Genomic DNA, 26,480 nt, shown 5'->3' on the forward strand with positions numbered 1-26,480 from the left:
GCGCCGGCCTATGTGTTCCTGGCCTCGCCGCAATGCTCGAGCTACATCACCGGCGAGATCCTGCCGATCATCGGGGGCTATTGATCGTAAACAATTCGACCGCTTGGGCGACTGGACGATTTTGCGGCGGCTTTGCCGCCATCGAGGGAACCAACTGCAAGATTGACGGTTGGGGCGCCAAGAAGCGGAGCCCCACCATGCCGAACGCAGCCGAAATCCTTGTAGACACACTAATCGCCTGGAACGTCGAAGTCGTCTTCGGTCTTCCGGGCGACGGCATAAACGGCGTCATGGAAGCGCTGCGCAAAAACCAGGACAGGATATCCTTCGTCCAGGTCAGGCATGAGGAATCGGCTGCGTTCATGGCCTGCGCCTACGCGAAATGGACCGGCAGGCTTGGCGTGTGCCTGGCAACATCCGGACCCGGTGGCACCCACCTTCTGACGGGTCTCTACGATGCCAAGCTCGACCAGGCGCCGGTGCTGGCAATCACCGGCATGCAGTTCCATGACCTGATCGAGACCTTCACGCAGCAGGATGTCGATCTTACCCGCGTCTTCAACGACGTCAGCGTCTACAACGTCCAGGTCTCGGACGCGGCGCATATGGAGAACGTCGCAAGCCTCGCCTGCCGCACGGCGCTCGCCCGCAAGGGCGTCGCCCATCTTTCGATCGCCAGCGATATCCAGGAGCAGCCCGCCGACGCGGCCAAGCGATCCAAGCGCAACCGGCCGGCGCACACGCCGCAGGACATGTTCACACCGCGCTGCCTGGCGCAAGATGCGGAGTTGGACAAGGCCGCGGCCCTTCTCAACGGCGCGGGGCGCGTGGCGATCCTTGCGGGACGTGGTGCGATAGGCGCGACGGCGGAGCTCGAAGAAACGGCACGGCTTCTGCAGGCGCCAATCGTCAAGGCGCTGCTCGGCAAGGCGGTGCTGCCGGACGACCATCCCTACACCACTGGCGGCATCGGCATCCTGGGCACCTTGCCTTCGCAGGAGGCAATGGAGACGTGCGATGCCGTCCTCATCGTCGGCTCGACCTTCCCTTACATCGAATATTATCCGCAGCCGGGCAAAGCGCGTGGCGTCCAGATCGATTGCGACGCGCAGCGCATCGGCCTGCGCTTCCCCGTCGAGGCCGGCCTGGTCGGCGACGCGGCCGAGACATTGCGCGCCCTCAACAAGCGGCTGAAGCAGAAAGGCGACAGCGAATTCCTGGCGACAGCACAGAGTTCGATGCAAAAATGGCGCGAGATGATGCGCCAGTCTGAAGATGGCTCGGCGCATCCGCTGAAGCCGCAGCGCATCGCACGCGCCTTCGGCGAACGCCTTGCGCAGAACTGCGTGTTGGCCACCGATTCCGGCCAGAACACCGAGCTTGCCGCCCGCCATGTCGATCTCCGCGCTGGACAGGCCTTCGGCGTCTCGGGCGCGCTTGCCTCCATGTCCTGCGGTCTCAGCTATGCGATCGCCGCAGGCGTTGCCTTTCCCGGTCGCCCGGTCGCGGCGATCGTCGGCGACGGCGGCCTTGCCATGCAGCTCGGCGAGTTTTCAACGGCGGTGCGCTACGGCATCCCGCTGAAACTCCTGGTCATCAAGAACAACATGCTGAACCAGATCGCCTGGGAACAGATGATGTTCCTCGGCAACCCGCAATTCGGCTGCGAGCTGCAGCCGATCGATTTCGCCAAGGCCGCCGAGGCGATGGGCGGAAAGGGCTTCAGCATCGAGCGGGCGGATGAGGTCGAGCGCGTGCTCGACCAGGCTTTCGCCACCAGCGGCCCGGTGATCATCGAGGCGCTGGTCGACGCCTATGAACCGATGATGCCGCCGAAAATGCCACCCGACTACGCCAAGAACTTCCGCAAGGCGCTGCCTCAGACTCCGGGCCGCGGCGAGATCGAGGAAAACGTCGCCCGGGAGCCGGCAAAGACGATGATGGAGGCAGGAGAATAGGAGGGAATTCCGATGCTCGATCTTTCCCGCGAGCGCCGTCGGATGGTCGATGTTCATCTCGGCCGGCGCGGCATCCATGATCGGGAAATCCTGGCGGCGATGCGCGAGGTTCCCCGCGAAGTCTTCGTGGATCCCGGCTACGAGGAATTCGCCTATGAGGACGGACCGCTGCCGATCGCGCAAGGGCAGACGATATCGCAGCCTTACGTCGTCGCCTTCATGCTGGAGATGGCGCAGCTCGGTGCGGGCGACCAGGTGCTCGAAGTCGGCACGGGATCGGGCTATGCGGCGGCTGTCATGAGCCGCATCGTCGACCATGTCTACACGATCGAACGCCATGCGGCGCTGGCCGAGACCGCACGGCGCCGCTTTCAGAGACTAGGCTACGGCAACATCGAAGTTCGGACCGGCGACGGCACCAGAGGCTGGCCGGAAGCGGCACCCTTCGACGCCATCGTGGTGGCGGCGAGCGGTCCGGGCGCGCCACTGGCCTTGCAGCAGCAACTCGACGTCGGCGGCAGGCTGGTCATTCCGGTGAGCGACGATCCTGACGAGCAGCGCCTGCTCAAGGTGACCCGCACGGGCGCATCGACCTACAGCGAGGAGGATTTCGGCGGGGTGCGCTTCGTCCCGCTCATCGGCGAACAGGGCTGGCGAGAGGAAAGCCGTCCGACGACTATCCGCGCGGTTCCGCTGGCGCGCCAGCGCAGCCTCCCGGAAATGATCGCCGCAGCCGCCGAGCCGCTGCCCGACTTCGACGATCCCGGCTTTGCCGAACCGTTCGACCGGTTCGCGGACCGGCGGATCGTCCTGCTCGGCGAAGCCAGCCACGGCACATCCGAATTCTACCGGGCGCGCGCGGCAATCACCAAAAGGCTAATCGAGAGGCATGGCTTCACCATCTTGGCCGTGGAGGCCGATTGGCCAGATGCGGCTGCGATCGACCGCTACGTTCGAGGTAAGGGCACTTCCAGTGGCGCCGAACGACCGTTTCAGCGCTTTCCGACCTGGATGTGGCGCAACACTGACGTCGCAGCATTCGTGAAGTGGTTGCGCGAGCACAATCACAAGGTCAAGGCACTCCAGCCGCAAGCAGGATTCTACGGCCTCGATATCTACAACATGCGCGGCTCGATCGCCGCCGTCCTGGAGTATCTCGATCGCACCGATCCCGAAGCGGCGAGAATTGCGCGGGAACGCTATGGCTGCCTGACACCTTGGCAGACCGAGCCGTCGACCTATGGCCGCGCCGCGCTGACCAGGGGTTACCGCGAATGCGAGGAAGCGGTTCTCGAACAATGCCGCGAGATGCTGGCGAGGCAGCTTGACGATACCGGACAAGACGGCGACGACCTTTTCGACGCCGCGCAGAATGCCCGTCTCGTCGCCTCCGCCGAGCATTATTACCGCACCATGTATTATGGCGGCCCGCAATCCTGGAATTTGCGCGATACTCATATGTTCGAAACGCTGGAGCATATCCTCGATACGCGGGGCCCCAACGCGAAAGCTGTGGTGTGGGCACACAATTCGCATATCGGCGATGCGCGCTACACCGAAATGGGTATCTCGCGCGACGAACTGAATGTCGGCCAGCTCTGCCGGCAGCGGTTTGGCGATGCTGCGGCGCTCATCGGCTTCGGCACGCATGCGGGCACCGTCGCGGCAGCGACCGATTGGGACGGCGAGATGGAAATCAAATCGGTGCGGCCCTCTCGCGAAGACAGCTACGAGCGGCTCTGCCACGACGCCGGCATCGGCCGGTTCCTGCTTGACCTCGGACGCGACCCGGACCTGCGCGACCGCCTGACCGAGCGCCGCCTGGAACGCTTCATCGGCGTGATCTACCGGCCGGAAACGGAATTGCACAGCCACTATGCCGACGCCTCGCTGGCGCGTCAGTTCGATGCCTTTGCGTGGTTCGATGAAACCAGCGCCGTCACGCCGCTCGGACCCGAGCACGCGGCAGAAGGGATGCCGGACACTTATCCGTTCGGCGTTTGATGTCGGAACATTCTGCGTCCCTTCCGGTTCGGAGGGTTTAGCGAGGAACGGCCATGAGCGGAAGCCAGCACCCAAAATCGAAAAAGCCGAGCGACGCCGACATGGAGAACGATCCCGGCATCGGGACCTCCAAGGGCACCATCAAGGAGGGCGACGAGTTGGAGCATGGCGAGAACACGGTCGAGGGAGATGTCGAGAACGACACCACCTCAACGGGCGGAATCAACGCGCGCCAGAAAATTCGCGCGAACAAGTAAACTGTCATCGCCCTCACAGCCAACCGTGCCAGGGGCCACCGGAACGGCGGGATTCCAAAGGCGACGTTCCCGCGACGCTTTGTGCTCGCATTCAATCCACTCGAAATCCGATGGAACAAACCTCCCGGCACTCGATTCGGCGCTGGTAAGCGCGCAGTTCAGGCGCGAGAGGAGGTCGGCATGGATAGGGAAGAGCGCATCAGGCAACGTGCCCACGAGATCTGGGAACGGCAAGGCCGCCCCGATGGGCGTGAGCAGGAGCATTGGGATCAAGCCGTCCAGGAAATCGAGTCGGAAGGTTCGGAAGCCGAGCGCGGCCCGGTGACGCCGGATCCGGCGGTTGGCGTCGGCTCGGATCCGGCCGCCAACAGGCCCGGCGGCTGAAGGCACGGCGACCAGCGAATGCGTCGTATCGTTACACTTGTCGCGGCTCTGCTGATCGTGATGATCGCCCTTTGGCTTTGGGCTGACCAGACAAGCAAACGCCCCAGCGGCGGCGCCCAGCAGCCGTCGCCGCACGCTATCGACCAAGGTGGCTGATCCGGATCGTTGCCGTATTTCGGGATCGGCGCCACCCCGCTTGGAATAGCGCTCGCGCGGAGCCTGCTCTGATCTCAACCGCCTCGTCCGGCGGCCCTTGCTCGCCGGACGACACGTTTATCTCAATGCACGAAGCGGCTCCTGAGCCAGGCGAGAACCCAGTTGCCTTGTACGATCTTGCGCACCCGCGCGGCAGCCCAACTCGCCTGCATCGTGGCGCCGGCATGGCAACTACAGACGACGTCATGCAATTGCCAATCGGAGAGTTCGAAGAAGCGCTTCGCCTCGCCATAGGTGTCCGATTGCAACCCGGCCGCGCGCAGCAACGGATCATCGAACGCAACCGCGAGCGGCGATCCGTCCGCCCGCACCCGTTCACGGACCCCGGGATCGACATATTCGGTGCCCGTCAGCGCCGCGAGGCAGCGCAGGGGATTGCGGTCGAGCAGGTCCGCCCACCGCTCGATCCGCTGCGTTCTCGTTGCAAGAGGGATCAATCCAAGCCGGTCGACGACCGCCAACGATTGAAGTTCGTATGAGGTCTGATGCTTCATTGCTGTCTCCTGTGGTTCTTGGCGGTACATCCGCACTGCGGCGCGGCAGATCCTGCCGGGGCCCGAAGCCCACGCCTGCGAGGGACAGGCGCGGGCCGACCAGGTGTTGCCACCCGTCTTCACAGACGCCTGGCACGGCGTCCGAAGCGAACCCGAACTGCCAGCGATCTCCTATGTTCCAGCCATCTTTTGCGACGACGGAGAGGCGCTTGGACCTGCAGCCATGGAACATCGCGCGGATTGCGTTGTTAAAGAGCTGACCGGTCGCTGAACCGCGATGGCGCCGTCACCGCAACGGAACGGTTCTCACAGCCCAATCTGGAGGCTCGTCGCGGAATGGCCCATTCCAAAGGCCCGAAAAACCACAACATCATCGTCATCGGCGCCTCGGCCGGCGGGATCGAGCCCCTGAAGCAGATTGTCAGCGATCTGCCCGCCGACCTGCCGGCGGCCGTATTCGTCGTGGTGCATGTCGGCCAGGTCAGCTACCTGCCCGAAATCCTCGACCGGGCGGGACCGCTCGGTGCCGTGCCGGCCGGGAACGGTGCTGCCTTCACGATGGGCTGCATCTATGTGGCGCCACCCGGCTCCCACCTTCTCCTCCATGATGGCCATATGCTGCTAAGGCGCGGCCCACGCGAAAACCTTGCACGGCCGGCCATCGATCCTTTATTCCGCTCGGCGGCGTTGAGCTACGGCGCCAGCGTTGTCGGCGTGTTGCTGTCGGGTGCGCTTTCCGACGGCACCGCCGGGCTAAGGGCCGTCAAGGCAGTCGGCGGGCTGGCGGTCGTCCAGCATTCCAAGGATGCGCTGGTGCCGGCCATGGTGGAAAGCGCGCTGCGCTACGTCGAGATAGATCACTGCCTGCCGGCGGCGGAACTCGGCGCTTTGCTGGCAAAGCTCGTGGCGGAACCGGCCGGTAAAACCTTTCCGGCCTCGCCGGTGATCAGGTTGGAGGCGGCCCTCGCCGCGCAGGAGCATTCGACCATGAAAGATGAAGATCGACTTGGCGAGTTGTCGGTGTTTACATGCCCGGAATGCCACGGGCCGCTGTGGCAGATCGAAGACGGTGACATGCTGCGCTATCGGTGCCATACCGGGCATGCCTTTACCGCCGACGCAGTGATGGAGGCGCAGGCGATCGAGGCGGACGAGATCCTGTGGAGCCTGCTCCGCTCACATCAACAGCGGGCCGCGTTCACCCGGCGGATGGCCGAGCGGGAGAGGACGAAGGATCGACGTGAACTCGCCTTCGAACTGGGCAGGCGAGCGAAGGAATACGAAGCGGATGCCGCTCTCATCGAGCGCATTCTGGAAAGCAGGCGGGTGCAGGTAGCAGACGATGGCGCGGTCACCGAGGAAGGCAACGGAAAGAAAGCCGCGGACTAGCTCGCCCGAGCCCGCCACCGCGGACGCGCGAGAGCCTGCCTCCTTTCCCGTTATCGGCATCGGCGCGTCGGCGGGCGGCATTGGGGCCTTGCAGAAATTCTTCCCGGAGGTTCCGGTCGACAGCGGCTTTGCCTATGTCGTTATTCAGCATCTCGACGCCGAGCACGAAAGTGTGCTCGCCAGCATCATCCAGCGCTCGACCGCCATCAGGACGCACACCGCCGCTGAAGGGGCGGAAATCGAGCCGGACAACATCTATGTCATCCCTCCGGGCGCATCGCTGACGGTCAACGGCCAACGTTTTCACGTGGCCAAGATGACGACCACGCGCGCCAAGCGCACGCCGATCGACGATTTCTTCACCTCGCTGGCGCAGGAGCAGTCGGAAAATGCGGCAGCCATCATCCTGTCTGGGACGGGCAGCGACGGCACGATCGGGCTGAGGGCGATCAAGGAGCACGGCGGTCTGACACTAGCGCAGGAAAGTGCCGAATATGACGGCATGATGCGCAGCGCCGTCCAGAGCGGCCTGGTTGACATGGTGCTTCCCGCCGAGGAGATGGCGGGCAAGCTGATCGGCTATTTCCGCCACTTCAACCACACCGAGAGCGAGCGCGACCGCCGCAAGCGCGATGTCGCCGAGCAGCTTTCGCGCATTGCGGCGCTGCTTCGTGTGCGCACCGGCCATGATTTCAGCGGCTACAAGGACAACACGATCCTGCGGCGCATCCAGCGCCGCATGCAGGTGCTGCAGATCGACGATCCGACCTTCTTCTATAAGCGGCTGCGGGACGAGCCGCAGCAGGTTGACCTTCTGTTCCAGGACCTGCTGATCGGCGTCACCAACTTCTTCCGCGACGAGCACGCCTTCAATGCGCTGGAAAGGCTAGTCATTCCTCGACTGTTCGAGGGCCGCAAGCCCGACGAGACGATCCGCGTATGGGTGCCGGGTTGCGCGACGGGCGAAGAGGCCTATTCGATCGCCGTGCTTTTGAAGGAGAACGCGCCGCGCGGCGCAGCCTCGCCCAATTTGCAGATCTTCGCCACGGACATCGATGAGCGCGCGCTGGAGGTCGCTCGCGCGGGCCGCTATCCGGCAACGATCGCGACGGACATAACGCCGAAGCGGCTCAGGGAGTTCTTCTCACGCGAGGATGGCACCTACCGCGTTTCGGCCGAGCTGCGCGAAGTCTGCCTGTTTTCCGCGCATAATGTGTTGCGTGACCCGCCCTTCTCCAGGCTCGACCTGATCGCCTGCCGCAACCTTCTGATCTATATGGGCCCGGAGCTGCAGGAAAAGATTGTCCCGATCTTTCACTACGCGCTGCGCGACAACGGCTATCTCTTCCTCGGATCCTCGGAAAACGTCACGCGGCACGCCCGCCTGTTCTCGACCGTCGACAAGATGAGCCGCATCTTCCAGAAGCGCGGCGGGGTAACTCCACATCGGTTGCCAGAATTCCCGCTCGCTGCGGCGGCAAGGCAGACCGCGCCCAATGCACGCCAGCGGGAGAAGAACGGAACCTTGCAGGAGATGGCGGAGCGTCTTCTCGTCGAACGATTTGCGCCAGCCTATGTGGTGGTCAACGCCGTCGGGGAACTGGCGCACAGTTCGGGCGGCACGGGGAAATATCTCGAACTCGCCGCAGGCGCTCCCGACCACAACGTCTTTTCCATGGCAAGGCGGGGCTTGCGCATGGATTTGCGCGCCGCCCTCCACAAGGCGGCCAGCACCGGACAGGTGGCGATCCAGAGCAAGATCACCGTCGGGACCAATGGCGGTCGCCAGACGATCAGCCTAGCTGTCCAGCCGCTGCCTTCGGACGGCTCGTCGGACCCGCTCTATATGCTGGTCTTCCGAGATGTCGGCGGCATCAAGGCGGAATCCGACGACGAGCCTGTTCACACGACCGACGATGTCGAAAGCGCCAATATCAGTCAGCTCGAAAGGGAGCTGAGGGAAACCAAGGAGCGGCTGCAGATCACGACGGAGGAGCTCGAATCCTCCAATGAAGAGCTGAAATCCTCGAACGAGGAGCTTTCCTCGATCAACGAAGAGCTGCAGTCGTCCAACGAGGAACTCGAGACATCGAAAGAGGAGCTTCAGTCGATCAACGAGGAGTTGAACACAGTCAATGCCGAGCTCAGTCTGCGCGTGGACGAACTCACCCGCGCCAACAACGACATGGCGAACCTGCTCGAAAGCACGCAGATCGCCACCGTCTTCCTCGACCGCGACCTCTGCATCAAGAACTTCACACCGACCGCGCGCGACATGTTCCGGTTGGTGGAAAGCGATGTCGGCCGGCCGCTGGCGCATGTCCGTCCGCGCTTCCCCGCCGACGGCCTGCAGGCCGATATGGAACAGGTGCTGCAAAGGCTCGGCACAATCGAGCGGCAGGTCGAGGGTACGGAGAACGGCCAGACCTATATCATGCGGGTGCTGCCCTACCGGACGGTCGACAATATCATAGCGGGCGTCGTCATCACCTTCGTCGACGTCACCCAGATCACGCAGGCCGAGGAAAGGATCGGCGTGCTCTCGCATGACCTGCGCAACCGCATCGAAAGCCTCGGAACCCTGCTCGACCTAGTTCCGATCGGCATCTTCATCGCCGAGGATGGCGCTGGCGCGGAGATCCGCGCCAACCGGCGCGCGGCGGAGTTGCTCGGTTGGCGCGCTACCGGCAACAAGCTGATATCCATGCCCGCCGCGTTACCGTTGACGCTAAATGGCACCAAAGTGGGCGCCGACGACCAGCCACTGCTCAAGGCGATGCGCATCGGCAAGGCAGTGCCCGGCTACGAAGCGCGGATCCTGCGTGACGATGGCGCCGTCGTCGACGTCATGATGTCGGCCAATCCGCTTTTCGACGAAAAGGGCAAGGTACGCGGCGCGATAGCGGCGCTGGTCGACATATCGAGCCACAAGGAGGCCGAGCGCAGTCAGGAAAGGCTGCTGCATGAGTTGCAGCACCGGGTGAAGAACATCCTGGCCACGGTGACCGCGCTGACGTCGCGCATGGTACGCACGGCGAGCTCGGTGAGCGATTTCTCAGCCTCGTTCCAGCAGCGGCTGCAGGCGATGGGCCGGATGCACGAAGTGCTGTCCTCCTATAACTGGACGGATGCCGATCTCGAGCAGTTGCTGCGGGCGGTGCTGTCGCCCTACAGCGACAAGCTGCGCGAAAATATCGTCATCCGTGGAAGATCATTGCAGCTCCGCGCGAGCATGGCCGCAACGCTCGGCATGGTGTTCTTCGAGCTCGCCAGCAACGCGGCGAAATACGGCGCGCTCTCGACGGAGGACGGTCGCGTCAATGTGGCATGGACCACCGATAAATCAGGCCTGCTGTCGATCCGCTGGAAGGAAATCGACGGTCCTGCCGTCATGGAGCCGCAGCAGAGGAATTTCGGAACAAGCTTTATCCAGCAAAGTTTAGAATATGAGATGGGAGGTAAGGTCGATCTGCGATTCAAGCGAACTGGGCTTGAATGCGATATAGAAATTCCGCTGGGGCCAAACGCAGGCCCGTAGCATTTTTTGCTTTGTGGCACATAATGAACACAAACACGCTCCTATCGGGTCTCAACGTCCTCGTTGTCGAGGATATGTTTATGCTTGCGCAAGACCTTGCAGAGCAATTGATCGGCGCTGGATGCACCGTGGTCGGACCGGCGCCTACTGTTCAACAGGCATTGGATGAAATCGACGGAATTGCCCTGCACGGCGCGGTTCTGGATGTGAATCTTCGAGGTGAGCGAAGCTTCCCTCTGGCCGAGCATCTGACACGCGACGGTGTCCCCTTCATTTTCCTCACCGGCTATGACAGCGCCACCGTTTTTCCCGACAGTTTTCGCGACACGCCGAAGCTGACCAAACCTGTCGACTACAACCTGCTGATCGAGGCCGTGGCGCGGTTCCGCAAGGATAGCGCCGCGCCAGGCTGAAATGAGCTCGTTGAGTTGGGCTCGTCTATAGTTCGGCGCGATCCCCCACCAGTTGGCTTGCCAGTTCGACCAGATGCCGGATCGGCGCCGGCTTCGGCAGATAGGGCGCGCCATGAAAGATCGGCGCCTGGAACTCCGGATCATAGCCCGAATGGACGACGAAAGGCACGCCCGCTTCCTTGAGGCGGGCAGCGGCGGCACCTCGCTGGCCGTCGAGCAGTTGGATGTCGATGATGGCCAGGTCCGGCTTATTGTCGTCCAGCCAGGCCGAGGCTGCTCGCTCGGACGCCACGCAGGCCACCTCGAAACCACGCTCCTTCAGGCCGTTGGCCACGTCCGAAGCGATCAGGTATTCGTCTTCAATGATTAGTGCCAGGGGCTCTGCCATGGCGACCTCCTCTGACGCGCTCACCTCTTCCTGACGCACGGCTGATCGTACTCCGCCGGCCCGGGAAACGCACCACACTTTGCTTCGGAGCGGTTTCGGGGTTGCCGACCGGGTTTGGGCCAGCCTGGTTCAGGCCCGTCTGCTGGTGAAGTTCGATCACATCGGGCTGGGACAAGGCCGCGCGGGCGTCGAGCAGACGAAGGAACTCCGGCCTCAGCCCGTCGCCCCTTGCGGCAGCAATCGCGTGCAGCGACATAAAGGGGATTATCGTCCGATCGTTCACGGGTATAAGCTCCATCACATTGCGGCGGCTGCCTTTTCCCGCCTCGCCTCATCGAAATCGATGGACAGGACGACCTTACCGTCGCCGCCACGCACCCGAACCGCCCAGCCGTCCTGGCGGGGTTCGGCAGCCGCATCGTCGAGCAAATCGATCGCCGACCGCAGTGCTTCATCATGGACTGCTTCGAGGGTGGGCAGTTCAACGCCGTCGAGCCGCCTCAAATTGCCAGCCTCGCGATATTCGAATGTGTAGAGATTCTGGCCGGTATCGCTCGACCTCTCGGTGCCCGGCCGGATGCTATCCGGGTTGTCGTCCTGGCTGCCTTGCGCAAGCAGGCCGAACGCCGCGCACTGAACCATCATCTCTCGCGCGCGATCAATGAGCGCGGCGTCGCCGAGCAATGGGTCGGACACAATCATGGTGACGGCGATCTTTTCCCCGCCGTCGCCGACAAATTCGACCGTCACGGTTCCGGGACTGGCATGTATCGCTGTGTCGAGAACTTGCATTCCTGCCTCTTGTCCTGGTGTCGAGAATAAAGCTGCCCGGTTCCAAAAGTTCCGTCCGGGTTCAAGAATCGGCGAACGCCTGATGCCGTAACGCCCGTGTACTCGAATGGAGCTGTCTGGCTCGCCTCCTCCCTTGACGGCCCGGTTGGAACAGCGTGGCCGGCTGCGGGTTTGGGAGCAAAGGAGGCGCCGAATGTCACTCGACAAACGCACACCCGCCGAGGCTCGCGGCGAAATCCAGGCCGGCAGGACGCAGGACAAGACCCCGGGATTCGACCCGGCGGCAGCACCGCAGGAAGCGGACGCTGAAGCTGGTGATGTCGCGACTTCCGCTCAGCCGACCAAGCCGCGAAAACCCAACTTCACCAACCAGGCGAGCTTCGCCGACGCGATGCGACCGCCGGAGAACGCGCCCAACCTGCAGCCGCGCAGGAACGGCCCCGTGCTGGTCATCGTGGCGCTGGTGGTCGTAGCCGCCGTCGCATTTCTTGTCGCCGCGGCCGTTCGTTAGCGGAGAAAGGAACATCGCAACTGATTCCAGGTTTGATAGCGCAGGAGGCTGTTGCGATGCCAAGCTTGAGGATTTTGTTTCGCCATCTGTGGCGCTGGAAAACCCAACCCACACCCGACCCGTCCCCCGTCGATGCCATTGTCCGCCTGCTGCGGGACGCAAACAAGCAGAGCGGCGCTGGTGGGTCCAGGCATCAGGATTGAGGCCGACAGTGCGGGAGGCCCGACTTGGGCGGACCGGCAAGGAACAAAGCCGATAACGCGCTGTTAGGGCCGAAGCAGGAGAACAGACATGAACAAATTGATGATCGTGGCCGCGGCGGCGGTCCTTTCCACGACGGCTTGGGCGCAATCGACGTCCACCACCGAAAAGACCGGCGTCAACTCGGTCCTTGGGATGGCGCCGTCCACCCAGGATTTCGTGACCGAAGCCGCCACCAGCGACATGTTCGAGATCGAGTCCAGCAAGCTTGCGCTGGAACGCGCCGACGCAGCCACCAAGACCTTTGCGCAACAAATGATCACGGATCACGAGAAGACGACCGCCGAACTGAAGGGCCTTGTTGCGAGCGGAAAGGTCAAGGCAAATCTGCCCTCCGCCATGACGGACAAACAGCAGTCCACACTGAATGATCTGAAGGCACGCCAGGGAGACGATTTCAACAAACAGTATCATTCGGTTCAGGTCGACGGCCACGAAGACGCGGTCGATCTGTTCAAGCGATATGGAGACAACGGCGACCAGCCGGATCTCAAATCATGGGCCGCGGCGACGCTGCCGCACCTTCAGCATCACCTCGACATGGCGAACGGACTGAACAAATAGGAGGCTGCGATGGGCTGCTTGACGCCCGGGCAATCGCGTGCGGCGCGTGCCCTGTTGAAATGGTCGCAGGTCCGTCTGGGCGCCAAGTGCAACCTCAGCGAGGCTTCAATCCGCACCTTCGAGAATGGCGATCGAATTCCGACGGCCGACGAACTTCTGAGGATCCGCCAGGCGCTCCAGGCCGGCGGAGCCGTGTTCCTTCCGCAAGAGGAAATGCGTCCGGCGGAGGAGATGGTTGGCAGCGGTGCACCTGTGCGCTTCACCGATCTAAGCGAGGGTGAAGCCGGTATTATCGGCAACAGCGAGATGTAGGGCAAGCTGGAACCAAGGCTACCACCCGCCCTTCGAAGGAATGGCAAAATTCGAAATTCGAGAGACGCTCACCAATATCGGAACGCTGACCGCTAGACCGTCGGCATTTCTAGTCCTGGCTGGCTTCACCGCGGCGTGGCTCGTTTTCGAGCGCGAGACGCTCGACTGGCGTGGCATCGCCACGCTTGCGACCTGGGCGATGACGCTCTTGATACAGCGCGCTGAGCATCGCGACACGCAGGCCCTACAAGCCAAACTGGACGAACTGATCAAATCGAGCCGGACGGCAAGCGACGCCGTGGCGGAAATCGACGATAAGGAACCGGAAGAGATCGAAAAGCTGCGCGACAACCGGAGGAACATATCGGAGCGCTCGCGGTTGGACACCTAGCGGCGCCGGCCGCAATTGCTGTGCTCAGGCACTCGCCGTCAGATGCTCGGATCGGCAAGGCACAGTCGCTTCAAACCAACAGGAAGATATGATGTCTCTCACCGCATTCGCGCTCAATTGCACGCTCAAGATGCCGACTGACGGGGAGGAATCCTCCACCGACAGAATGCTCGCGGAGTTGACTAAGGCGCTGGCCAGTCATGACGTCGGATGCGAAACCGCTCGCGCCCTCGTTCATGACATTAAGCCCGGCGTGCTTTCGGATATGGGCGAAGGCGACGACTGGCCGAAACTGCGGAAAAAGATACTCGAAGCCGACATCTTCATCCTTGGCCTGCCGATCTGGATGGGGCAGCCGTCGAGCGTGGCCAAGCGCGTGATGGAGAGGATGGACGCTTTCCTGTCCGAGACCGACGACAGCGGACGCATGCCAGCCGCCGGCAAGGTCGCGCTGGTGGCGATCGTCGGCAATGAGGATGGCGCGCATCATTGCCATGCCGAGTGCTATCAGGCGCTCAACGACGTCGGCTTCACCGTTCCCGCCAATGGCGGCGTGTACTGGGTCGGAGAAGCGATGGGCGACGTCAACTTCGTCGATCTTCCCGAGACCCCAGAAAAAGTCGCCGGCATGATCAAGATGGCGGCGTCGAATGCCGCCCATCTGGCCGGGCTCTTCAAGACGAAAAACTATGTCGGCGTGCCAAAGGGCGATTGATATCGCTCTCTTATCGTCCGATCAGCGTCAGCCCGAAGAGGATGATGAGCCAAAGCCCGGCGGCCGCAACGGCGAGCCGCGGCAACATGCCTGTCAGATGCATGAACAGCATGGCGATCAGGACCGCCTTCGCGGCGGCGATCGCCAGGTTGAGGGCGACATTGAAGCCGCCGAGGTCGAAAAGCGACGAGCCGACCGTCAGCGCCAGCAGCGCGAGCAGCCCGAGATAGCCGAAGGTGAGTTTTCGCAATTCGCTCATCGGTTGATCAGATAAAGCACGGGGAACATGAATACCCAGATGATGTCGACGAAGTGCCAGTAGAGGCCGACGGCCACGACCCGGCGCAGCCGGTTGGCCGGGTTGGCTGACCGCCAGAGTGCGACCATGCCGGCGATCACGACGATGCCGCCGATCAGATGCAGGGCATGCAGCGAGGTCATCGTGAAATAGAGGCCGAAGAAGAATTCGGCATGGGTCGGATCCGGCCCGGCATAGCGGAACGGCAGGCCAAGCAGTGGCGCAAGTCCTTCGTCGATCTCCTTGCCGTATTCGATCCCCTTCACGACCAGGAAGCAGGTACCTAGCGCCGAGGTCGCGGCCAGCGCCCAGACCGTCGCGCGCCAGCGCCTCTGCAACGCAAGCCTATGGGCCAGCGCCATGGTGAAGCTGCTGGTGATCAGGACGGCCGTGTTGAAGGTGCCGAGCGGCAGCGAAAGATGTTTCGAGGCTGCCGCGAAGGCGGGGCCGAAATCGATATGCGCGACGAGAAAGACCAGGAAGATCGCGCCGAACAGCATCGCCTCGGAACCGATGAACACCCACATGGCAAAATTGTCAGCGCTCCGTTCGCGCCGGGGTGTGTCGAAAGCGATGCTTTCTGTGCCGCTCATCGAGCCGCCTCCTCCCGGTGCGGGCTGAAGCGTTCGTGCTCCAGCCCTTTCATGTCGTAGGCATAGGCCGGGCGTGTCACGACAGGCATGGTCTCGAAATTATGCGGTGGCGGCGGCGAGCTCGTCTGCCATTCGAGCCCGGTGGCGTCCCACGGATTGTCGGTTGCGCGAGCGCCGCGAAACAGCGACCAGCCCAGATAAAACAACGGCATCAGGTAGCCGATCGCCAGCACCACCGCGCCGGCCGAGGACAACACGTTCCAGAACTGGAACTCCGGCGGATAGGTATGATAGCGCCGGGGCATGCCGTCGAAGCCAAGCACAAATTGTGGGAAGAAGGTCAGGTTGAAGCCGACGAACGTGGCCGTTGCCGCGATGCGCCCCGCCGTTTCCGAATACATCCGGCCGGTCATCTTCGGCCACCAGAAATGCAGGCCGGCCATATAAGCGGTCACCATGCCGCCAACCATGATGTAGTGGAAATGCGCGACGACGAAATAGGTATCGTGGACATGCACGTCGACCGCGAGCGACGCAAGGAACAGCCCCGCCAGCCCGCCGAAAGTGAACAGCGCAAGGAAGAACAGCGCATAGAGCATCGGCGTCTCGAAGCTGATCTCGCCCTTGCGCAGCGTCAGGCTCCAGTTGAAGACCTTGATCGCCGAAGGAATTGCAACACAGAAAGATAGAAAGGAGAAGACGACGCCGGCATAGGCCGACTGCCCGCTGACGAACATGTGGTGGCCCCAGACCAGGAAGCCGAAGACGGCAATCGCCATCGACGACATCGCCACCGCCTTGTAGCCGAACAGCGGTCGGCGACTGAAACAGGGCAGCACCTCCGACACCACGCCCATGCCGGGCAGGATCATGATGTAGACGGCGGGGTGCGAGTAGAACCAGAAGAGGTGCTGGAAGAGCAGCGGATCGCCGCCGAGATCCGGATTGAAGATGCCGATGCCGAAGACGCGCTCCAGCACGATCAGGATCAGCGAGGCGGCGAGCACCGGGGTCGCCAGCACCATCACGAGGCTGGTGGCGTAGAGCGTCCAGACGAAGATCGGCAGGCGGAACCAGGTGAGCCCGGGTGCACGCAGCGTGTGCACGGTGACGATGAAGTTGATGCCGGTCATGATCGTCGAGAAGCCGACGATGAAGACGCCGAACGCCGCCGTCGAGACCCAGCCATTGGCATAGAGTGTCGACAGCGGCGTGTAGAAGGTCCAGCCGGTGTCGACGCCGCCAGCCACCACCGAGAACAGAGCGAACAGGCTGCCGAAGATGAAGACATACCAGCTGGCGAGGTTCAGCCGCGGGAAAGCGAGATCGCGCGCGCCGATCATCAGCGGCAAAAGGAAATTGCCCAACGTCGCGGGAATCGACGGCACCAGGAAGAACCAGACCATGATGATGCCATGCAGTGAGAACAGCCGGTTGTAGACATCGTCGGAGACGAGGTCGCCGGCCGGTGTCGCCAGCTCGATCCGCATCAGTACCGCCATGGCGCCGCCAAGGAAGAAGAAGGCAGTCAACGAGACTAGGTAAAGCCACGCCACGCGCTTGTGGTCGGTTGTGAGAAGCCACGCGCGAGGCCCGCTGCCTTCCCCCAGATAGGTGCCCTGCATCGCCGCGTTGGTCATGACCTGGCTCCAGCCGTTGGTTGCGGCGAAAGCGACTTCAGATAGGCAAGCAGCATCTGCAGTTCGCCTTCGTCGATGAGGCCGTCGAAGCTCGGCATGATCGGTTCGTAGCCGGCGGCGATTTCCTTCTTCGGGTTGAGGATGGAGTCGCGCAGGTAACGCTCGTCGGCGATGACCGTCTGTTGATTGTCGAGCGCCACCGGTCGACCGAAGATGCCGTCAAGCGACGGCGCCCTGACCTTGCTGCTTGCACCATGGCACCCGGAGCAGCCCAGCGCGCGAAACAATTTCTCGCCGCTTGCGGCAAGCGTCTCGCCTTCGCCCTGACTGTTCAGCCAAGCGGCATACTGCTCGGGCGCCATTGCGGTCACCCAGCCGCCCATTTCGGAGTGCTGCGTGCCGCAATACTGGGCGCAGAACAGGTGATAGCGGCCGGGCTCGGTGGCGATGAACCAGATATGCGTGGTGCGGCCCGGTACCGCGTCCTGCTTGATGCGGAACGCCGGCACGTAGAAGGAGTGGATGACGTCCTGCGCGGCAAGCGACACCACGACCGCCTTGCCGACGGGGACATGCAATTCGTTGATCTCACGCTGGCCGCCCGGCTGCCTGAACTCCCACATCCACTGCTTGCCAAGGCCGCTGATCTCGAGCGCGTCGGCCGGTGGATGGTCGCGGCGAACGAAAAGGGTCGCGCCCCAGCCGAAGAAGATGAAGGCAATGACCAGGCTGGCGATCGTCCAGCTCATCTCAAGCGGCAGACTTCGGGAACGCTTGCCTGTTCGATCCGCTTTGGAGCCGACCCTATATTTCACAGCGTAGCCGACGACGAGACCGGTGAGCGCCAGCCCGAGAACGACTGAGAAAGCGAGCAGCGTGTAGAACAGCGCGTCGACCTGGCCGGCTTCGGAGGAAGCCTCCTGGGGGAAGAAGGGGATGCCGAAGCTCACCTAGCCCTCCCCCAGCTTTGCCAGAGCACCGTCGCGCCGAGACCGAACAGCGTTGCCAGACTCGCCACTTTCAGTGCCGCCCAGATCGCTGGGGTGTATTGGCCTTTCGAATTGTCGAAGCCAGCACAGAGCAGGAAGACGTGATCGGCAATCGATCCGAGCCTGTTCTCCGACGCCTCGACCAGCGCAAGCTCGAGATCGCGCGGCGCGAAGGTCAGCGCCGGCAGTACCTGTGAAATTCGGCCCGACGGTGTGAGCGCAATGACGGCGATCGGATGGACGAACTGATCGATACCTTTGCGCCGGTCGAACGTGATGCCGGCTTCATTGGCGAGCGCCGCACCGGCGCCATCGCTGCTCGTCAGGAACCGCCAGGCGGACTGGCCTGCCGGACCGGCTGCGGAAGCGATTTCGGCTTGCGCCGCGGCTGCGTCGGCCGGTGTCTCCTCGGGATCGATCGAGATGAACAGCGCGCGGTAATCTGCCGGGCGAAGCGATGTTTTCTTCAGGTCGGAGGCAACGGCCTGCTGGGTGACGCCGCATAGGTTCGGGCATTTGTCGTAACCGAAGACGACCAGCGCCGGATGGCCGTCCAGCGTTTCGCCAAGCGGCCGCTTCTGGCCGCTGGCGTCGACCAGTTCGCGGTCCAGCCTTAATTGCGCGCCGAGCTTCGGATCGAATGTCGGTCGCTCGGCGGCAGGGGCCGCGCCGGCGACGAACAGACAAAGAGCGGCTAATAAGCTTCTCATCGCTCTGTCCCGCTTTGCTGTCGGCAAGTCTGGGCCTGCGGAGCGCGGGGAGCGGCCGCTGCGACCAGGGCGCAGCCATCGGCACCAGCCGTTGCGGATCGCTGCTGCGACCAATCCGGCAGCCCGTTGCTGACTATTGCCCGCATGGCGTCGTCGATCGGAATGCGAGCAATCCCGGCATTGCGGTCGACCCAGCCGAGTATTTTCAGCTGTCGGTCCTCCTCGGCGCGGAAATTGACAAGATCCTGCCTTGGCGCGGTCTGCAAGTCTGGAGCTTCCGGGCTGACGTTCGCGGGCTGCGGCAGCCACCTCGGTGTGGTGTTGAAGGCGAGCTTCATGCCAATCGCGGCCAAGACGAGAAACACCAACAGCCCGCCACCGAAAGCAAGCAGCATCCGCAGCTGGACATCGCGCGTCTCGGGATGGCGATGCGCCTTAGCCATGGGCGACCTCCCGCTTCCACCAGACGAGCCTGTCCGGCCGGCGGAGCAGGAAAAGGAACAGGGCGAGCCACAGCCCACCCAATCCAATCCAGGCGACAGCATCATGCCACAGTGCCAGCAGACCGCCGGAAAGGAGTGGCGGGCGGATGCGCCAGAACACATCGACGAAATGGCTTGCCAGGACCAAACCCGTCAGCCAGATCAGGCCGTCATGGCTGCGCTTGAGCGGTCGGCTGAGCGAGCCTGCAATCGCGGCCACCTGCAAGGCAATCAGCAGCCATAGCAGATACTGCCAGCCTCCCGTCGCGCGAATGATGTACCACCCGATCTCGTCGGGCAGGTCGCCGCCCCAGACAACGATCCACTGCATGAATATGAGGTAGATCCAGGTCAGCAGGAATCCGAGCTGCATGTTGGCAAGGTCTTCGCTAAGCGCGGCATCTTCCTCGCCGCCGGGCATGACCTCCACGGCCCGCCTCGCCGCCAGCACGAGGATCGCCAGGCCGAAAGCTCCGACGACTTCGGCGGATGCCTCACAAAGCGCGTAGATGGTCGAGGTGAATTCCGGCTGGATCGAAAGCATCCAGTCGATGGCGAAGACGCTGACGGCAAGCGCGTGGAGGATTAGGCCAAGAGCATATTTCCTCCCGTTGCCAGCCTTCCCGGAACCCTCTGAAGTCGAGCCGAGCACCACCCAAGTGAGAACGAGCCAGATCGCCGCGCAGACAGCGAAGCGCAGCAGGAAGAACGGCACGTTGAGATAGGCAAGCTTCTCTCGAACCTTCTCGGACACCGTCGTGGGATCGGCGCCGGCCCATGGGAAGATCAAGTCGAGTCCCATCAGCACCGGTAGCAGCAAGATGAGCGCAAACGGCAGCAGCGCGGTCATGATCCGCAACGGCTGGCGGACCGCCTCGCCCCAGCGCCCGCCGGTCAGCCCATGCACCATCAATATGGTCAGTGCGCCGAGCGGCAGGCTGAGGGCGAAGAGAGCTGCGGCCAACCAGGCGCCCAGCATCGCTCTGGCATCGAGCGATGCGCCAAGAGCGCAGAAGACAAGACCCGCGATGCCGACGGCCACAAGACACTGCTCGCGGCGGCTCATGGCGATGCCTCCGCTTCGAGCCGCGTGCGCAGCGCTTGCGGAAGTTTAACGACTGGAGCGTCGCGCGAATATTGCAGCGCGCGGATATAAGCCACGATCGCCCAGCGGTCCTTTGGCGGCACGCGTGCGGCATAGGAGTACATGGCGCCATAGCCGTTGGTGATGACGTCGTAGAAGTGCCGGTCCGAGGCTCTACGCAGCGCATCCTGATGGTAGCTCGGCGGGGCCGGGAAGCCGCGCTGGACAATCATGCCGTGGCCGTCGCCGGTGCGGCCGTGACAGGGCGAGCAGAAGATATCGAAACGCTGCTGGCCGCGCTGCAGCAGCTCGATCGTGATCGGATAGGGGATCTTGTCCGGGACAGGCGAAAGATCGGCGTCGCGCGTGACGGTGCCCGTCACCGGCGTGCGTGCCGACATGCCGTCGGCGAACTGGTTGCTCGCGTCCAGCGGATCGTAGCGCGGCTGGTCCTCCATGTCCTGCCGGCAGCCGGCGATGGCCAGCGCGCCGAGCATGAGCGTGAGGCGCAGGCCGCTCATGCTTTGATCTCCTCGACCGTTTCGGCACCCAGCCGCGTCAGCTGGCCCCGGGTCACGCCCTTGCGGTATCGCGGGTCGGCCGCCTCTATCAGCAGATAGAACTTGCCGCCGCGCGCGTAGCTGAAGCTCTCGGCGTTGAAGACCGGATGATAGTAGCGGGGCAGCCCGTTGGCCGCCAGCACGCCCAGAAAGCCGGCGAAGGCGGCGCCGAGGATGCCGGCTTCGAAGGCGATGACGACGAAAGGCGGCCAGGAATGCAGCGGTCGCCCGCCGACATTGATGGGATAATCGACTTCGACGGAATACCAAATCAGAGCATAAACGAGAGCCGCGCCGGCAATACCGCCGGCGAGCACGACCCAAGGCAGGCGTGTCTTCGGGATCTCCAGTATCCCGTCCAGTTCCTTCATCGGAAACGGCGAGAACGCATCTATGCGACGATAGCCGCGCTGGCGCATGCCACGCGCCGCCTCAACGAGCGCTTCGGGATCGGCAAACACAGCCATGAGACCGTAGAGACTCATTTGAGCTTGCCCTCTTCCTCGGCCAGTTCCTCGACCTCGAAGATGGTGATCGCCGGCAGGATGCGGATGAACAGGAATACCAGCGCGAAGAAAGTGCCGACCGAGCCGAACAGGATGCCGAAATCGAGCCAGGTCAGCGACTGCTGGCCCCAGGCCGACGGCAGGTAATCGCGGCTCGGCCCGGTCACGACGATAATGTAGCGCTCGATCCACATGCCGACGTTGATGGCAATGGCGATCGCGAACAAAAGCGGCATGTTGCGCCGGACGCGCGTGAACCACAGAAGCTGCAGGACGCCGCAGTTGAGACTGAGCATCGTCCAGAACATCGGCGCGTACGGGCCGATGGCGCGTTGCACCATCATGGCGCGTTCGTAAGGCTCACCGGAATACCAGGCGAAGAACGCCTCCGAGACATAGCCATAGGCAACGACCATACCGGCGGCGATCATAAGCTTGGCGGCGTTGTCCATGTGCCTGAGCGTGATCAGGTCTTCGACGGAAAAAGCCCAGCGCAGCGGGATGGCGATAGTGAGCACCATGGCGAAGCCCGAGAGCAGCGCGCCGGCGACAAAATAGGGCGGGAAGATCGTCGAGTGGTAGCCGGGCGTGATGGCGAAGGTGAAGTCGAGCGAGACGATCGAATGCACCGAGACGACCAGCGGCGTCGCAAGCGCCGCGAGCAGGAAATAGACGACCTGGTAGCGCGCCCAATGGTGGGCCGAGCCGCGCCAGCCAAGCGCCAATATGCCGTAAAAGAGCTGCGCCGGCCGTGATCTGGCGCGGTCGCGCAGCACCGCGAGGTCGGGCAGAAGCCCCATGTACCAGAACAGCAGCGATACGGTCGCATAAGTCGCGATCGCCGCGAAATCCCAAACCAGCGGGCTGCGCCATTGCGGCCAGTGCATATGCACGTTGGGCAGCGGCAGCAGCCAGTAGAAGAACCATGGCCGGCCGAGATGCAGGATCGGGAACAGCCCGGCCATGGCGACCGCAAACAGCGTCATCGCCTCGGCGAAACGGTTGATCGAGGCGCGCCATGGCTGGCGCAGCAGCAATAGCACCGCCGAGATGAGAGTGCCGGCGTGGCCGATACCGATCCACCAGACGAAATTGGAGATCATCGTGCCCCAGACCACCGGCATGTTGATGCCATATGCGCCCACGCCGACGGCGATAAGGTAGGTGATCGAATAGAGCAGCAGCAAAACCAGCAGGAAGCAAAGGAAGAACGCGGTCCAGAAATGCCGCGGCAGGCGGCCGTTGAGCACGATCGAGCCGATGCGCCCGCTGATCTCGGGAAAATCGTGGCGACCGCGCAAAACGACCGGACTGTTTGCGCTGGTGTCAGCCATCGGTCGCCTCACCCAGCTTGGCAAGCCTGCTGTTCGGATTGGATATCTTGCCGAGATAAGTGGTGCGCGGCCGCGTGTTCAGTTCCTCCAGCAATGCGTAGTTCTGCGGCGCGGCTTTCTCGCGGACGACCCTTGCATCCTTCCTGTTGCGATCGCCGAAGGTGATGGCCTGGGTCGGGCAGGCCTGCTGGCAGGCGGTGACCACTTCGCCGTCGGCGATATCGCGGTTCTCGATCTGCGCCTGGATGCGCTTGGCGCTGATGCGTTGGACGCAATAGGTGCATTTTTCCATGACGCCGCGCGAGCGCACGCTGACATTGGGATTGTGCACGCCCTGCTCCGGCCCGGCCTCGTCCTTGTCGAAAGACTGGTGATCGAGGAAGTTGAAGCGACGCACCTTGTAGGGGCAGTTCTGCGAGCAATAGCGCGTGCCGATGCAGCGGTTGTAGACCTGCGCATTCAGACCATCATGCGTGTGCACGGTGGCGTTGACCGGGCAGACCACCTCGCACGGCGCCTTCTCGCAATGCATGCACGGCACCGGCTGGAAGAACGTATCGGGGGCATCGACCGGTCCGTCGTAGTAGCGATCGATACGCAACCAATGCATCTCGTGCCCTCGCTCGCATTCGTCCGGCCCGACCGGCGCAATATTGTTTTCGGCCTGGCAGGCCGAAACGCAGGCCATGCAGCCGATGCAGGCCGACAGATCGATCGCCATTGCCCAGGCTTCCTGGTCGTAGTGCCATTCGGGGTAGAGCGATTCCGTTGGGCTTGGCGGCGCATCCTTGCGCACGAAATCCGGGGTCTGCCGGAATGCATCGAGCGACGCGTGGCGAACGATGGCGCGACCTTCCATCGCCTGGTGCTGTTGCGTGGTGATGACACGCATGCTGTTCTTGCGGGGCGCGATGGTCGCGCCGGTCGCGAACCACTCCGAAGCACGGCGCAGATGGAAGGCGTCGTAGCCTTCCGACAGCGCGGCAACGGAACCGACTTTTCGCCCGAAGCCGAAGGAGAGCGTTATCGTTTCGTCCGGATGGCCGGGCGCGATCCAGGCCGGCGCATCGACGTCCGCGCCATTTGAGGCGACATTGATGACATCGCCGTTTCCGATTTTCAGTCGCTCGGCGGTGGCGGGCGATACAAGCGCGGCATTACCCCACACTATCTTGGTCAGCGGTCGCGGCAGCTCCTGCAGCCACGAGGCGTTGGCGTAACGCCCGTCACGCAACCAGGGATCAGCGACGAAGCGGATATCGATGCCATTGCCTGCGTTTGCCGCCGGCTTCAGTCCCGCCAAGTCCGGCGGCACTGTGACGGATACCGGCCTGGCGGCACTGTTCACTATGACGCCGTCGCGTAGAGCCTTTTTCCACGCGTCATCATCGAGCCCTGCCCAATGCTGCCGGACAAGCGGAAGCGCATCGGTCTGGAACTGCCCGCCAAGCACGGCGAGCAGCTCATGCCCGGTCTTGCCGTCATAAAGCGGCGCGATGAGCGGCTGCACCAGCGAGGCCGTGCCGTCATAGGCACGGATGTCGCTCCAGCTCTCGAGCGCATGCGCTGCCGGTGCATGCCAATGCGCCGGGAATGCCGTCTCGTCGCGGTAGAGCCCATGATGGACAAGCAGTTCCAGGTCGGAGAAAGCCTTGCGCGCATCGAGGCCTGCCGACGCGGTGTGCAGCGGATTTGCGCCGAGCACGACGACCGTGTCGATCGCCCCGTGCGCAATCGCTTCGCACATCGCCTCCAGATCGCCATCGACCTGCGGCGCATCCGGCGCCTCGATAAACTCCACCGTATTGCCGAGCGCGCCAAGCCTCGCATTGACGGCAAACACTGCAGCGTGAACGAACACGCTCTGATGCGCACCCGGCACGACCAGCGCGCTGCGGCCGGCTGCCTTCAGATCATCGACCAGCGCAGCCATCCATGCCGTGTAGACGGGCGGCACGGAAGCAACGGCCTGGCCTTCCAGTGTGGCATGAAGCCCGGCAGCCAAAGCTTCGATCTCGCTCGGCCTGGCCGCAAAGCGGTGGTCGGCCGCCGCGCCGGTGATCGTCGGCGTCGATTCCACCGCATAGAGCCGGCTCATCCGGTCGTTCGGACTGCGCACACGTCGCCGCGCAGCGAAGTCGCGCGCATAGGCCAGCCGCCCGGGTCCCTCGCCGAGGAAATCGGCGTCAAGACTTAAGATCGTCTCGGCACGGTCGAAGTGGTAGAGCGGCGTCAGCCCAGAGCCGAATAGCGCATGTGACGCCTCCCCCGCAGCCGGCGTCGCCAACGGATCATGGCGATAGATTTTCAATTCCGGATAGCGTGCTCGCAGCGCATCCAACTGCGCCGCAAGAGTCGGCGAGGTCGTCGCTTCAACCAGCAGCGCTCCGCCCCGCCCTTGCGATGCCGTCCATCGCGAAACGAGCCCCGCCATTGCCTTCAGGAAATCGCCATAAGATGCCGGCTCGCCATCCTTGAGTGGCATGCGCGAGCGATCGGGATCGAACAGTGTTAGCACCGCTGCCTGCATCACCGCGTCGGTGGCGCCGCGCGATGCCGGATGATCCGGATTGCCCTCGACCTTTGTCGGTCGTCCTTCATGGCTCTCGATTATGGCGCCGATACCGAAGCCGTCGCTCGACAGTGTGGTCGCGTAGTAGGCTGGTTTGCCGGGGATCAGCATTTCCGGCTGGCGCACATAGGGCACGATGCTCTCCGCCCTGCTGCAGCCGGCCAGCCCGGCAAGCGAAAGCGAGGCACCCATCAGCTTCAGCAGCGTCCGTCGGTTCGGCCTTGCCGGGAGGCGCTCCGCGATTGCCGGAAATTCGGCTTCGACGAAGCGCCGGAATTCCGCCGTGCCGGCGATCTCGTCAAGGCTGCGCCACAGGTCGCCGTCGCTTGTCAGCCGTCGGCGCAACGTAGCGATGTCGATGGCGGGCGGGGCCTTTGCTTCAGCGATGACAGACATAGCAATCCGTCATCGTCTCGGGATGGATGTCGAGCATGCCGATCAGCTGTCGCCTGATCTCGGCGATGTCCTCAGGCGGTTGCCAATGCATCAGGAACACGTCCCGCGGCGGACGCAGATTAGGCCCGGGATTGCGATGACAGCCGAGGCACCATTCCATGCTCAGCGTATGCGCTCGCCTGGTCAGCGGCATCTGGTCGATCTCGCCATGGCAGGTCTCGCAGGCGACACCTTTGTTGATATGGATCGCGTGGTTGAAGAAAACGAAATCGGGCACGCTGTTGACGCGCTGCCATTCGATCGGCTTGCCGCTGGCAAGACTCGCACGCACCGGCGCCAGCATATTGGCATTGGTGAAAAGCTGCGAATGGCAGGTCATGCAGACTTCGGTGGCCGGCAGACCTGCCGAAGGCGAGGTTTCGACGCCGCTGTGGCAATAGCGGCAGTCGATGCCGAGCTGGCCGGCATGGTGCTTGTGGCTGAACGGCACCGGCTGCCCCAATGGCTCACCTACTCCCGTTACCAAGTCCGAACGGGGCAGGATTATCCCGATCGCGGCGGCGATCAGCAGAGCGGCACAACTTCCCCAGATGACAAAGCGCGCAACGCCATTGGCGTTTTTCGAGAAGATCTGCGGCATCCCCTCGCCGATTCTGCTGAAGGCAAACTCAGAGTTGACGACACCTAACGGTGCTTTCGCCACGAAGGTTCCGAAGTCGCGAAAGGATC

General features: G+C 63.1%; 27 protein-coding genes. 12 read left to right on the plus strand and 15 right to left on the minus strand.

The features are described from left to right. The first annotated feature begins 197 nt into the window (after positions 1-197). From FJ471_RS08960 to FJ471_RS08975, 4 genes are all read left to right on the plus strand, one after another. Positions 198-1,958 (plus strand): thiamine pyrophosphate-dependent enzyme, encoded by a 1,761-nt coding sequence (locus tag FJ471_RS08960; protein WP_140802820.1) that lies wholly within the window; start codon positions 198-200, stop codon positions 1,956-1,958. A 12-nt stretch (positions 1,959-1,970) separates the two neighbouring features. Beyond that, positions 1,971-3,962: a protein-L-isoaspartate(D-aspartate) O-methyltransferase gene (locus FJ471_RS08965; RefSeq protein WP_140802821.1), complete on the plus strand. Its 1,992-nt coding sequence runs from the start codon at positions 1,971-1,973 to the stop codon at positions 3,960-3,962. A 53-nt stretch (positions 3,963-4,015) separates the two neighbouring features. Then, a complete protein-coding gene (locus FJ471_RS08970; RefSeq protein WP_140802822.1) occupies positions 4,016-4,219 on the plus strand; it encodes a hypothetical protein in 204 nt (67 codons plus the stop codon). 180 nt (positions 4,220-4,399) lie between these two features. Next, on the plus strand, positions 4,400-4,603 hold the full coding sequence (locus FJ471_RS08975) for a DUF2934 domain-containing protein (protein WP_140802823.1): 204 nt from the start codon (positions 4,400-4,402) through the stop codon (positions 4,601-4,603). A gap of 278 nt (positions 4,604-4,881) precedes the next feature. On the opposite strand, the gene FJ471_RS08980 is transcribed toward FJ471_RS08975, so the two are convergent. Further along, positions 4,882-5,313 (minus strand): hypothetical protein, encoded by a 432-nt coding sequence (locus tag FJ471_RS08980; RefSeq protein WP_140802824.1) that lies wholly within the window; start codon positions 5,311-5,313, stop codon positions 4,882-4,884. A 336-nt stretch (positions 5,314-5,649) separates the two neighbouring features. On the opposite strand from FJ471_RS08980, the gene FJ471_RS08985 reads away from it, so the two are divergent. The 3 genes from FJ471_RS08985 (at position 5,650) to FJ471_RS08995 (ending at position 10,653) form a co-directional block, all read left to right on the plus strand. Beyond that, the gene (locus tag FJ471_RS08985) at positions 5,650-6,702 is read left to right on the plus strand and encodes a chemotaxis protein CheB (protein ID WP_140802825.1); all 1,053 of its coding nucleotides are present in this window, start codon (positions 5,650-5,652) and stop codon (positions 6,700-6,702) included. Next, a complete protein-coding gene (locus FJ471_RS08990) occupies positions 6,656-10,240 on the plus strand; it encodes a CheR family methyltransferase (protein ID WP_140802826.1) in 3,585 nt (1,194 codons plus the stop codon). The genes FJ471_RS08985 and FJ471_RS08990 overlap by 47 nt, the downstream gene beginning before the upstream one ends. A gap of 80 nt (positions 10,241-10,320) precedes the next feature. Then, on the plus strand, positions 10,321-10,653 hold the full coding sequence (locus tag FJ471_RS08995) for a response regulator (protein ID WP_181179268.1): 333 nt from the start codon (positions 10,321-10,323) through the stop codon (positions 10,651-10,653). Positions 10,654-10,678: 25 nt separating this feature from the next. Here FJ471_RS08995 and FJ471_RS09000 read toward each other — a convergent pair whose 3' ends face one another. Both FJ471_RS09000 and FJ471_RS09005 read right to left on the minus strand, forming a co-directional pair. Next, complete coding sequence (locus FJ471_RS09000; RefSeq protein WP_140802828.1) at positions 10,679-11,041, minus strand: response regulator; 363 nt, start codon at positions 11,039-11,041, stop codon at positions 10,679-10,681. Positions 11,042-11,338: 297 nt separating this feature from the next. Continuing rightward, positions 11,339-11,833 carry a hypothetical protein gene (locus FJ471_RS09005; protein WP_140802829.1) on the minus strand — a complete coding sequence of 165 codons (495 nt, stop codon included), beginning with the start codon at positions 11,831-11,833 and terminating at the stop codon, positions 11,339-11,341. Between the two features lie 193 nt (positions 11,834-12,026). On the opposite strand from FJ471_RS09005, the gene FJ471_RS09010 reads away from it, so the two are divergent. From FJ471_RS09010 to FJ471_RS09030, 5 genes are all read left to right on the plus strand, one after another. Continuing rightward, on the plus strand, positions 12,027-12,344 hold the full coding sequence (locus tag FJ471_RS09010) for a hypothetical protein (protein WP_140802830.1): 318 nt from the start codon (positions 12,027-12,029) through the stop codon (positions 12,342-12,344). 291 nt (positions 12,345-12,635) lie between these two features. Then, positions 12,636-13,169: a DUF4142 domain-containing protein gene (locus tag FJ471_RS09015; RefSeq protein ID WP_140802831.1), complete on the plus strand. Its 534-nt coding sequence runs from the start codon at positions 12,636-12,638 to the stop codon at positions 13,167-13,169. 9 nt (positions 13,170-13,178) lie between these two features. Further along, on the plus strand, positions 13,179-13,481 hold the full coding sequence (locus FJ471_RS09020; protein WP_140802832.1) for a helix-turn-helix transcriptional regulator: 303 nt from the start codon (positions 13,179-13,181) through the stop codon (positions 13,479-13,481). 40 nt (positions 13,482-13,521) lie between these two features. Then, positions 13,522-13,872 carry a low affinity iron permease family protein gene (locus FJ471_RS09025; RefSeq protein ID WP_140802833.1) on the plus strand — a complete coding sequence of 117 codons (351 nt, stop codon included), beginning with the start codon at positions 13,522-13,524 and terminating at the stop codon, positions 13,870-13,872. A gap of 91 nt (positions 13,873-13,963) precedes the next feature. Further along, a complete protein-coding gene (locus FJ471_RS09030) occupies positions 13,964-14,587 on the plus strand; it encodes an NAD(P)H-dependent oxidoreductase (RefSeq protein WP_140802834.1) in 624 nt (207 codons plus the stop codon). Between the two features lie 10 nt (positions 14,588-14,597). Here FJ471_RS09030 and FJ471_RS09035 read toward each other — a convergent pair whose 3' ends face one another. Genes FJ471_RS09035 through FJ471_RS09090 form a run of 12 tightly spaced genes read right to left on the minus strand, consistent with a single transcriptional unit; the run spans position 14,598 to position 26,454 of the window. Then, positions 14,598-14,846 carry a cytochrome C oxidase subunit IV family protein gene (locus tag FJ471_RS09035; RefSeq protein WP_140802835.1) on the minus strand — a complete coding sequence of 83 codons (249 nt, stop codon included), beginning with the start codon at positions 14,844-14,846 and terminating at the stop codon, positions 14,598-14,600. Further along, entirely contained in the window at positions 14,843-15,478 is a 636-nt protein-coding gene (locus FJ471_RS09040; protein ID WP_140802836.1) for a cytochrome c oxidase subunit 3, read from the minus strand. Before FJ471_RS09040 ends, FJ471_RS09035 begins: the two co-directional genes overlap by 4 nt. After that, a complete protein-coding gene (gene ctaD / locus FJ471_RS09045) occupies positions 15,475-17,118 on the minus strand; it encodes a cytochrome c oxidase subunit I (protein ID WP_140802837.1) in 1,644 nt (547 codons plus the stop codon). Before ctaD ends, FJ471_RS09040 begins: the two co-directional genes overlap by 4 nt. After that, on the minus strand, positions 17,115-18,068 hold the full coding sequence (gene coxB, locus FJ471_RS09050) for a cytochrome c oxidase subunit II (protein WP_140802838.1): 954 nt from the start codon (positions 18,066-18,068) through the stop codon (positions 17,115-17,117). The genes ctaD and coxB overlap by 4 nt, the downstream gene beginning before the upstream one ends. After that, the gene (locus FJ471_RS09055; protein ID WP_140802839.1) at positions 18,065-18,817 is read right to left on the minus strand and encodes an SCO family protein; all 753 of its coding nucleotides are present in this window, start codon (positions 18,815-18,817) and stop codon (positions 18,065-18,067) included. Before FJ471_RS09055 ends, coxB begins: the two co-directional genes overlap by 4 nt. After that, positions 18,814-19,260, minus strand: a complete 447-nt coding sequence (locus FJ471_RS09060) for a hypothetical protein (protein ID WP_140802840.1) — start codon at positions 19,258-19,260, stop codon at positions 18,814-18,816. The genes FJ471_RS09055 and FJ471_RS09060 overlap by 4 nt, the downstream gene beginning before the upstream one ends. Beyond that, entirely contained in the window at positions 19,253-20,365 is a 1,113-nt protein-coding gene (locus FJ471_RS09065) for a hypothetical protein (protein ID WP_140802841.1), read from the minus strand. Before FJ471_RS09065 ends, FJ471_RS09060 begins: the two co-directional genes overlap by 8 nt. Beyond that, a complete protein-coding gene (locus FJ471_RS09070) occupies positions 20,362-20,904 on the minus strand; it encodes a cytochrome c (RefSeq protein ID WP_140802842.1) in 543 nt (180 codons plus the stop codon). The genes FJ471_RS09065 and FJ471_RS09070 overlap by 4 nt, the downstream gene beginning before the upstream one ends. Next, positions 20,901-21,428 carry a DUF3341 domain-containing protein gene (locus FJ471_RS09075; protein WP_140802843.1) on the minus strand — a complete coding sequence of 176 codons (528 nt, stop codon included), beginning with the start codon at positions 21,426-21,428 and terminating at the stop codon, positions 20,901-20,903. The genes FJ471_RS09070 and FJ471_RS09075 overlap by 4 nt, the downstream gene beginning before the upstream one ends. Further along, positions 21,425-22,783, minus strand: a complete 1,359-nt coding sequence (gene nrfD, locus FJ471_RS09080; protein WP_140802844.1) for an NrfD/PsrC family molybdoenzyme membrane anchor subunit — start codon at positions 22,781-22,783, stop codon at positions 21,425-21,427. Before nrfD ends, FJ471_RS09075 begins: the two co-directional genes overlap by 4 nt. After that, the gene (locus FJ471_RS09085) at positions 22,776-25,751 is read right to left on the minus strand and encodes a TAT-variant-translocated molybdopterin oxidoreductase (protein ID WP_210242008.1); all 2,976 of its coding nucleotides are present in this window, start codon (positions 25,749-25,751) and stop codon (positions 22,776-22,778) included. Before FJ471_RS09085 ends, nrfD begins: the two co-directional genes overlap by 8 nt. Then, complete coding sequence (locus FJ471_RS09090) at positions 25,735-26,454, minus strand: cytochrome c3 family protein (protein ID WP_140802845.1); 720 nt, start codon at positions 26,452-26,454, stop codon at positions 25,735-25,737. Before FJ471_RS09090 ends, FJ471_RS09085 begins: the two co-directional genes overlap by 17 nt. Positions 26,455-26,480 lie beyond the last annotated feature (26 nt).

The sequence above is a fragment of the Mesorhizobium sp. B2-7-1 genome (assembly GCF_006440735.1).
Lineage (GTDB): Bacteria > Pseudomonadota > Alphaproteobacteria > Rhizobiales > Rhizobiaceae > Mesorhizobium.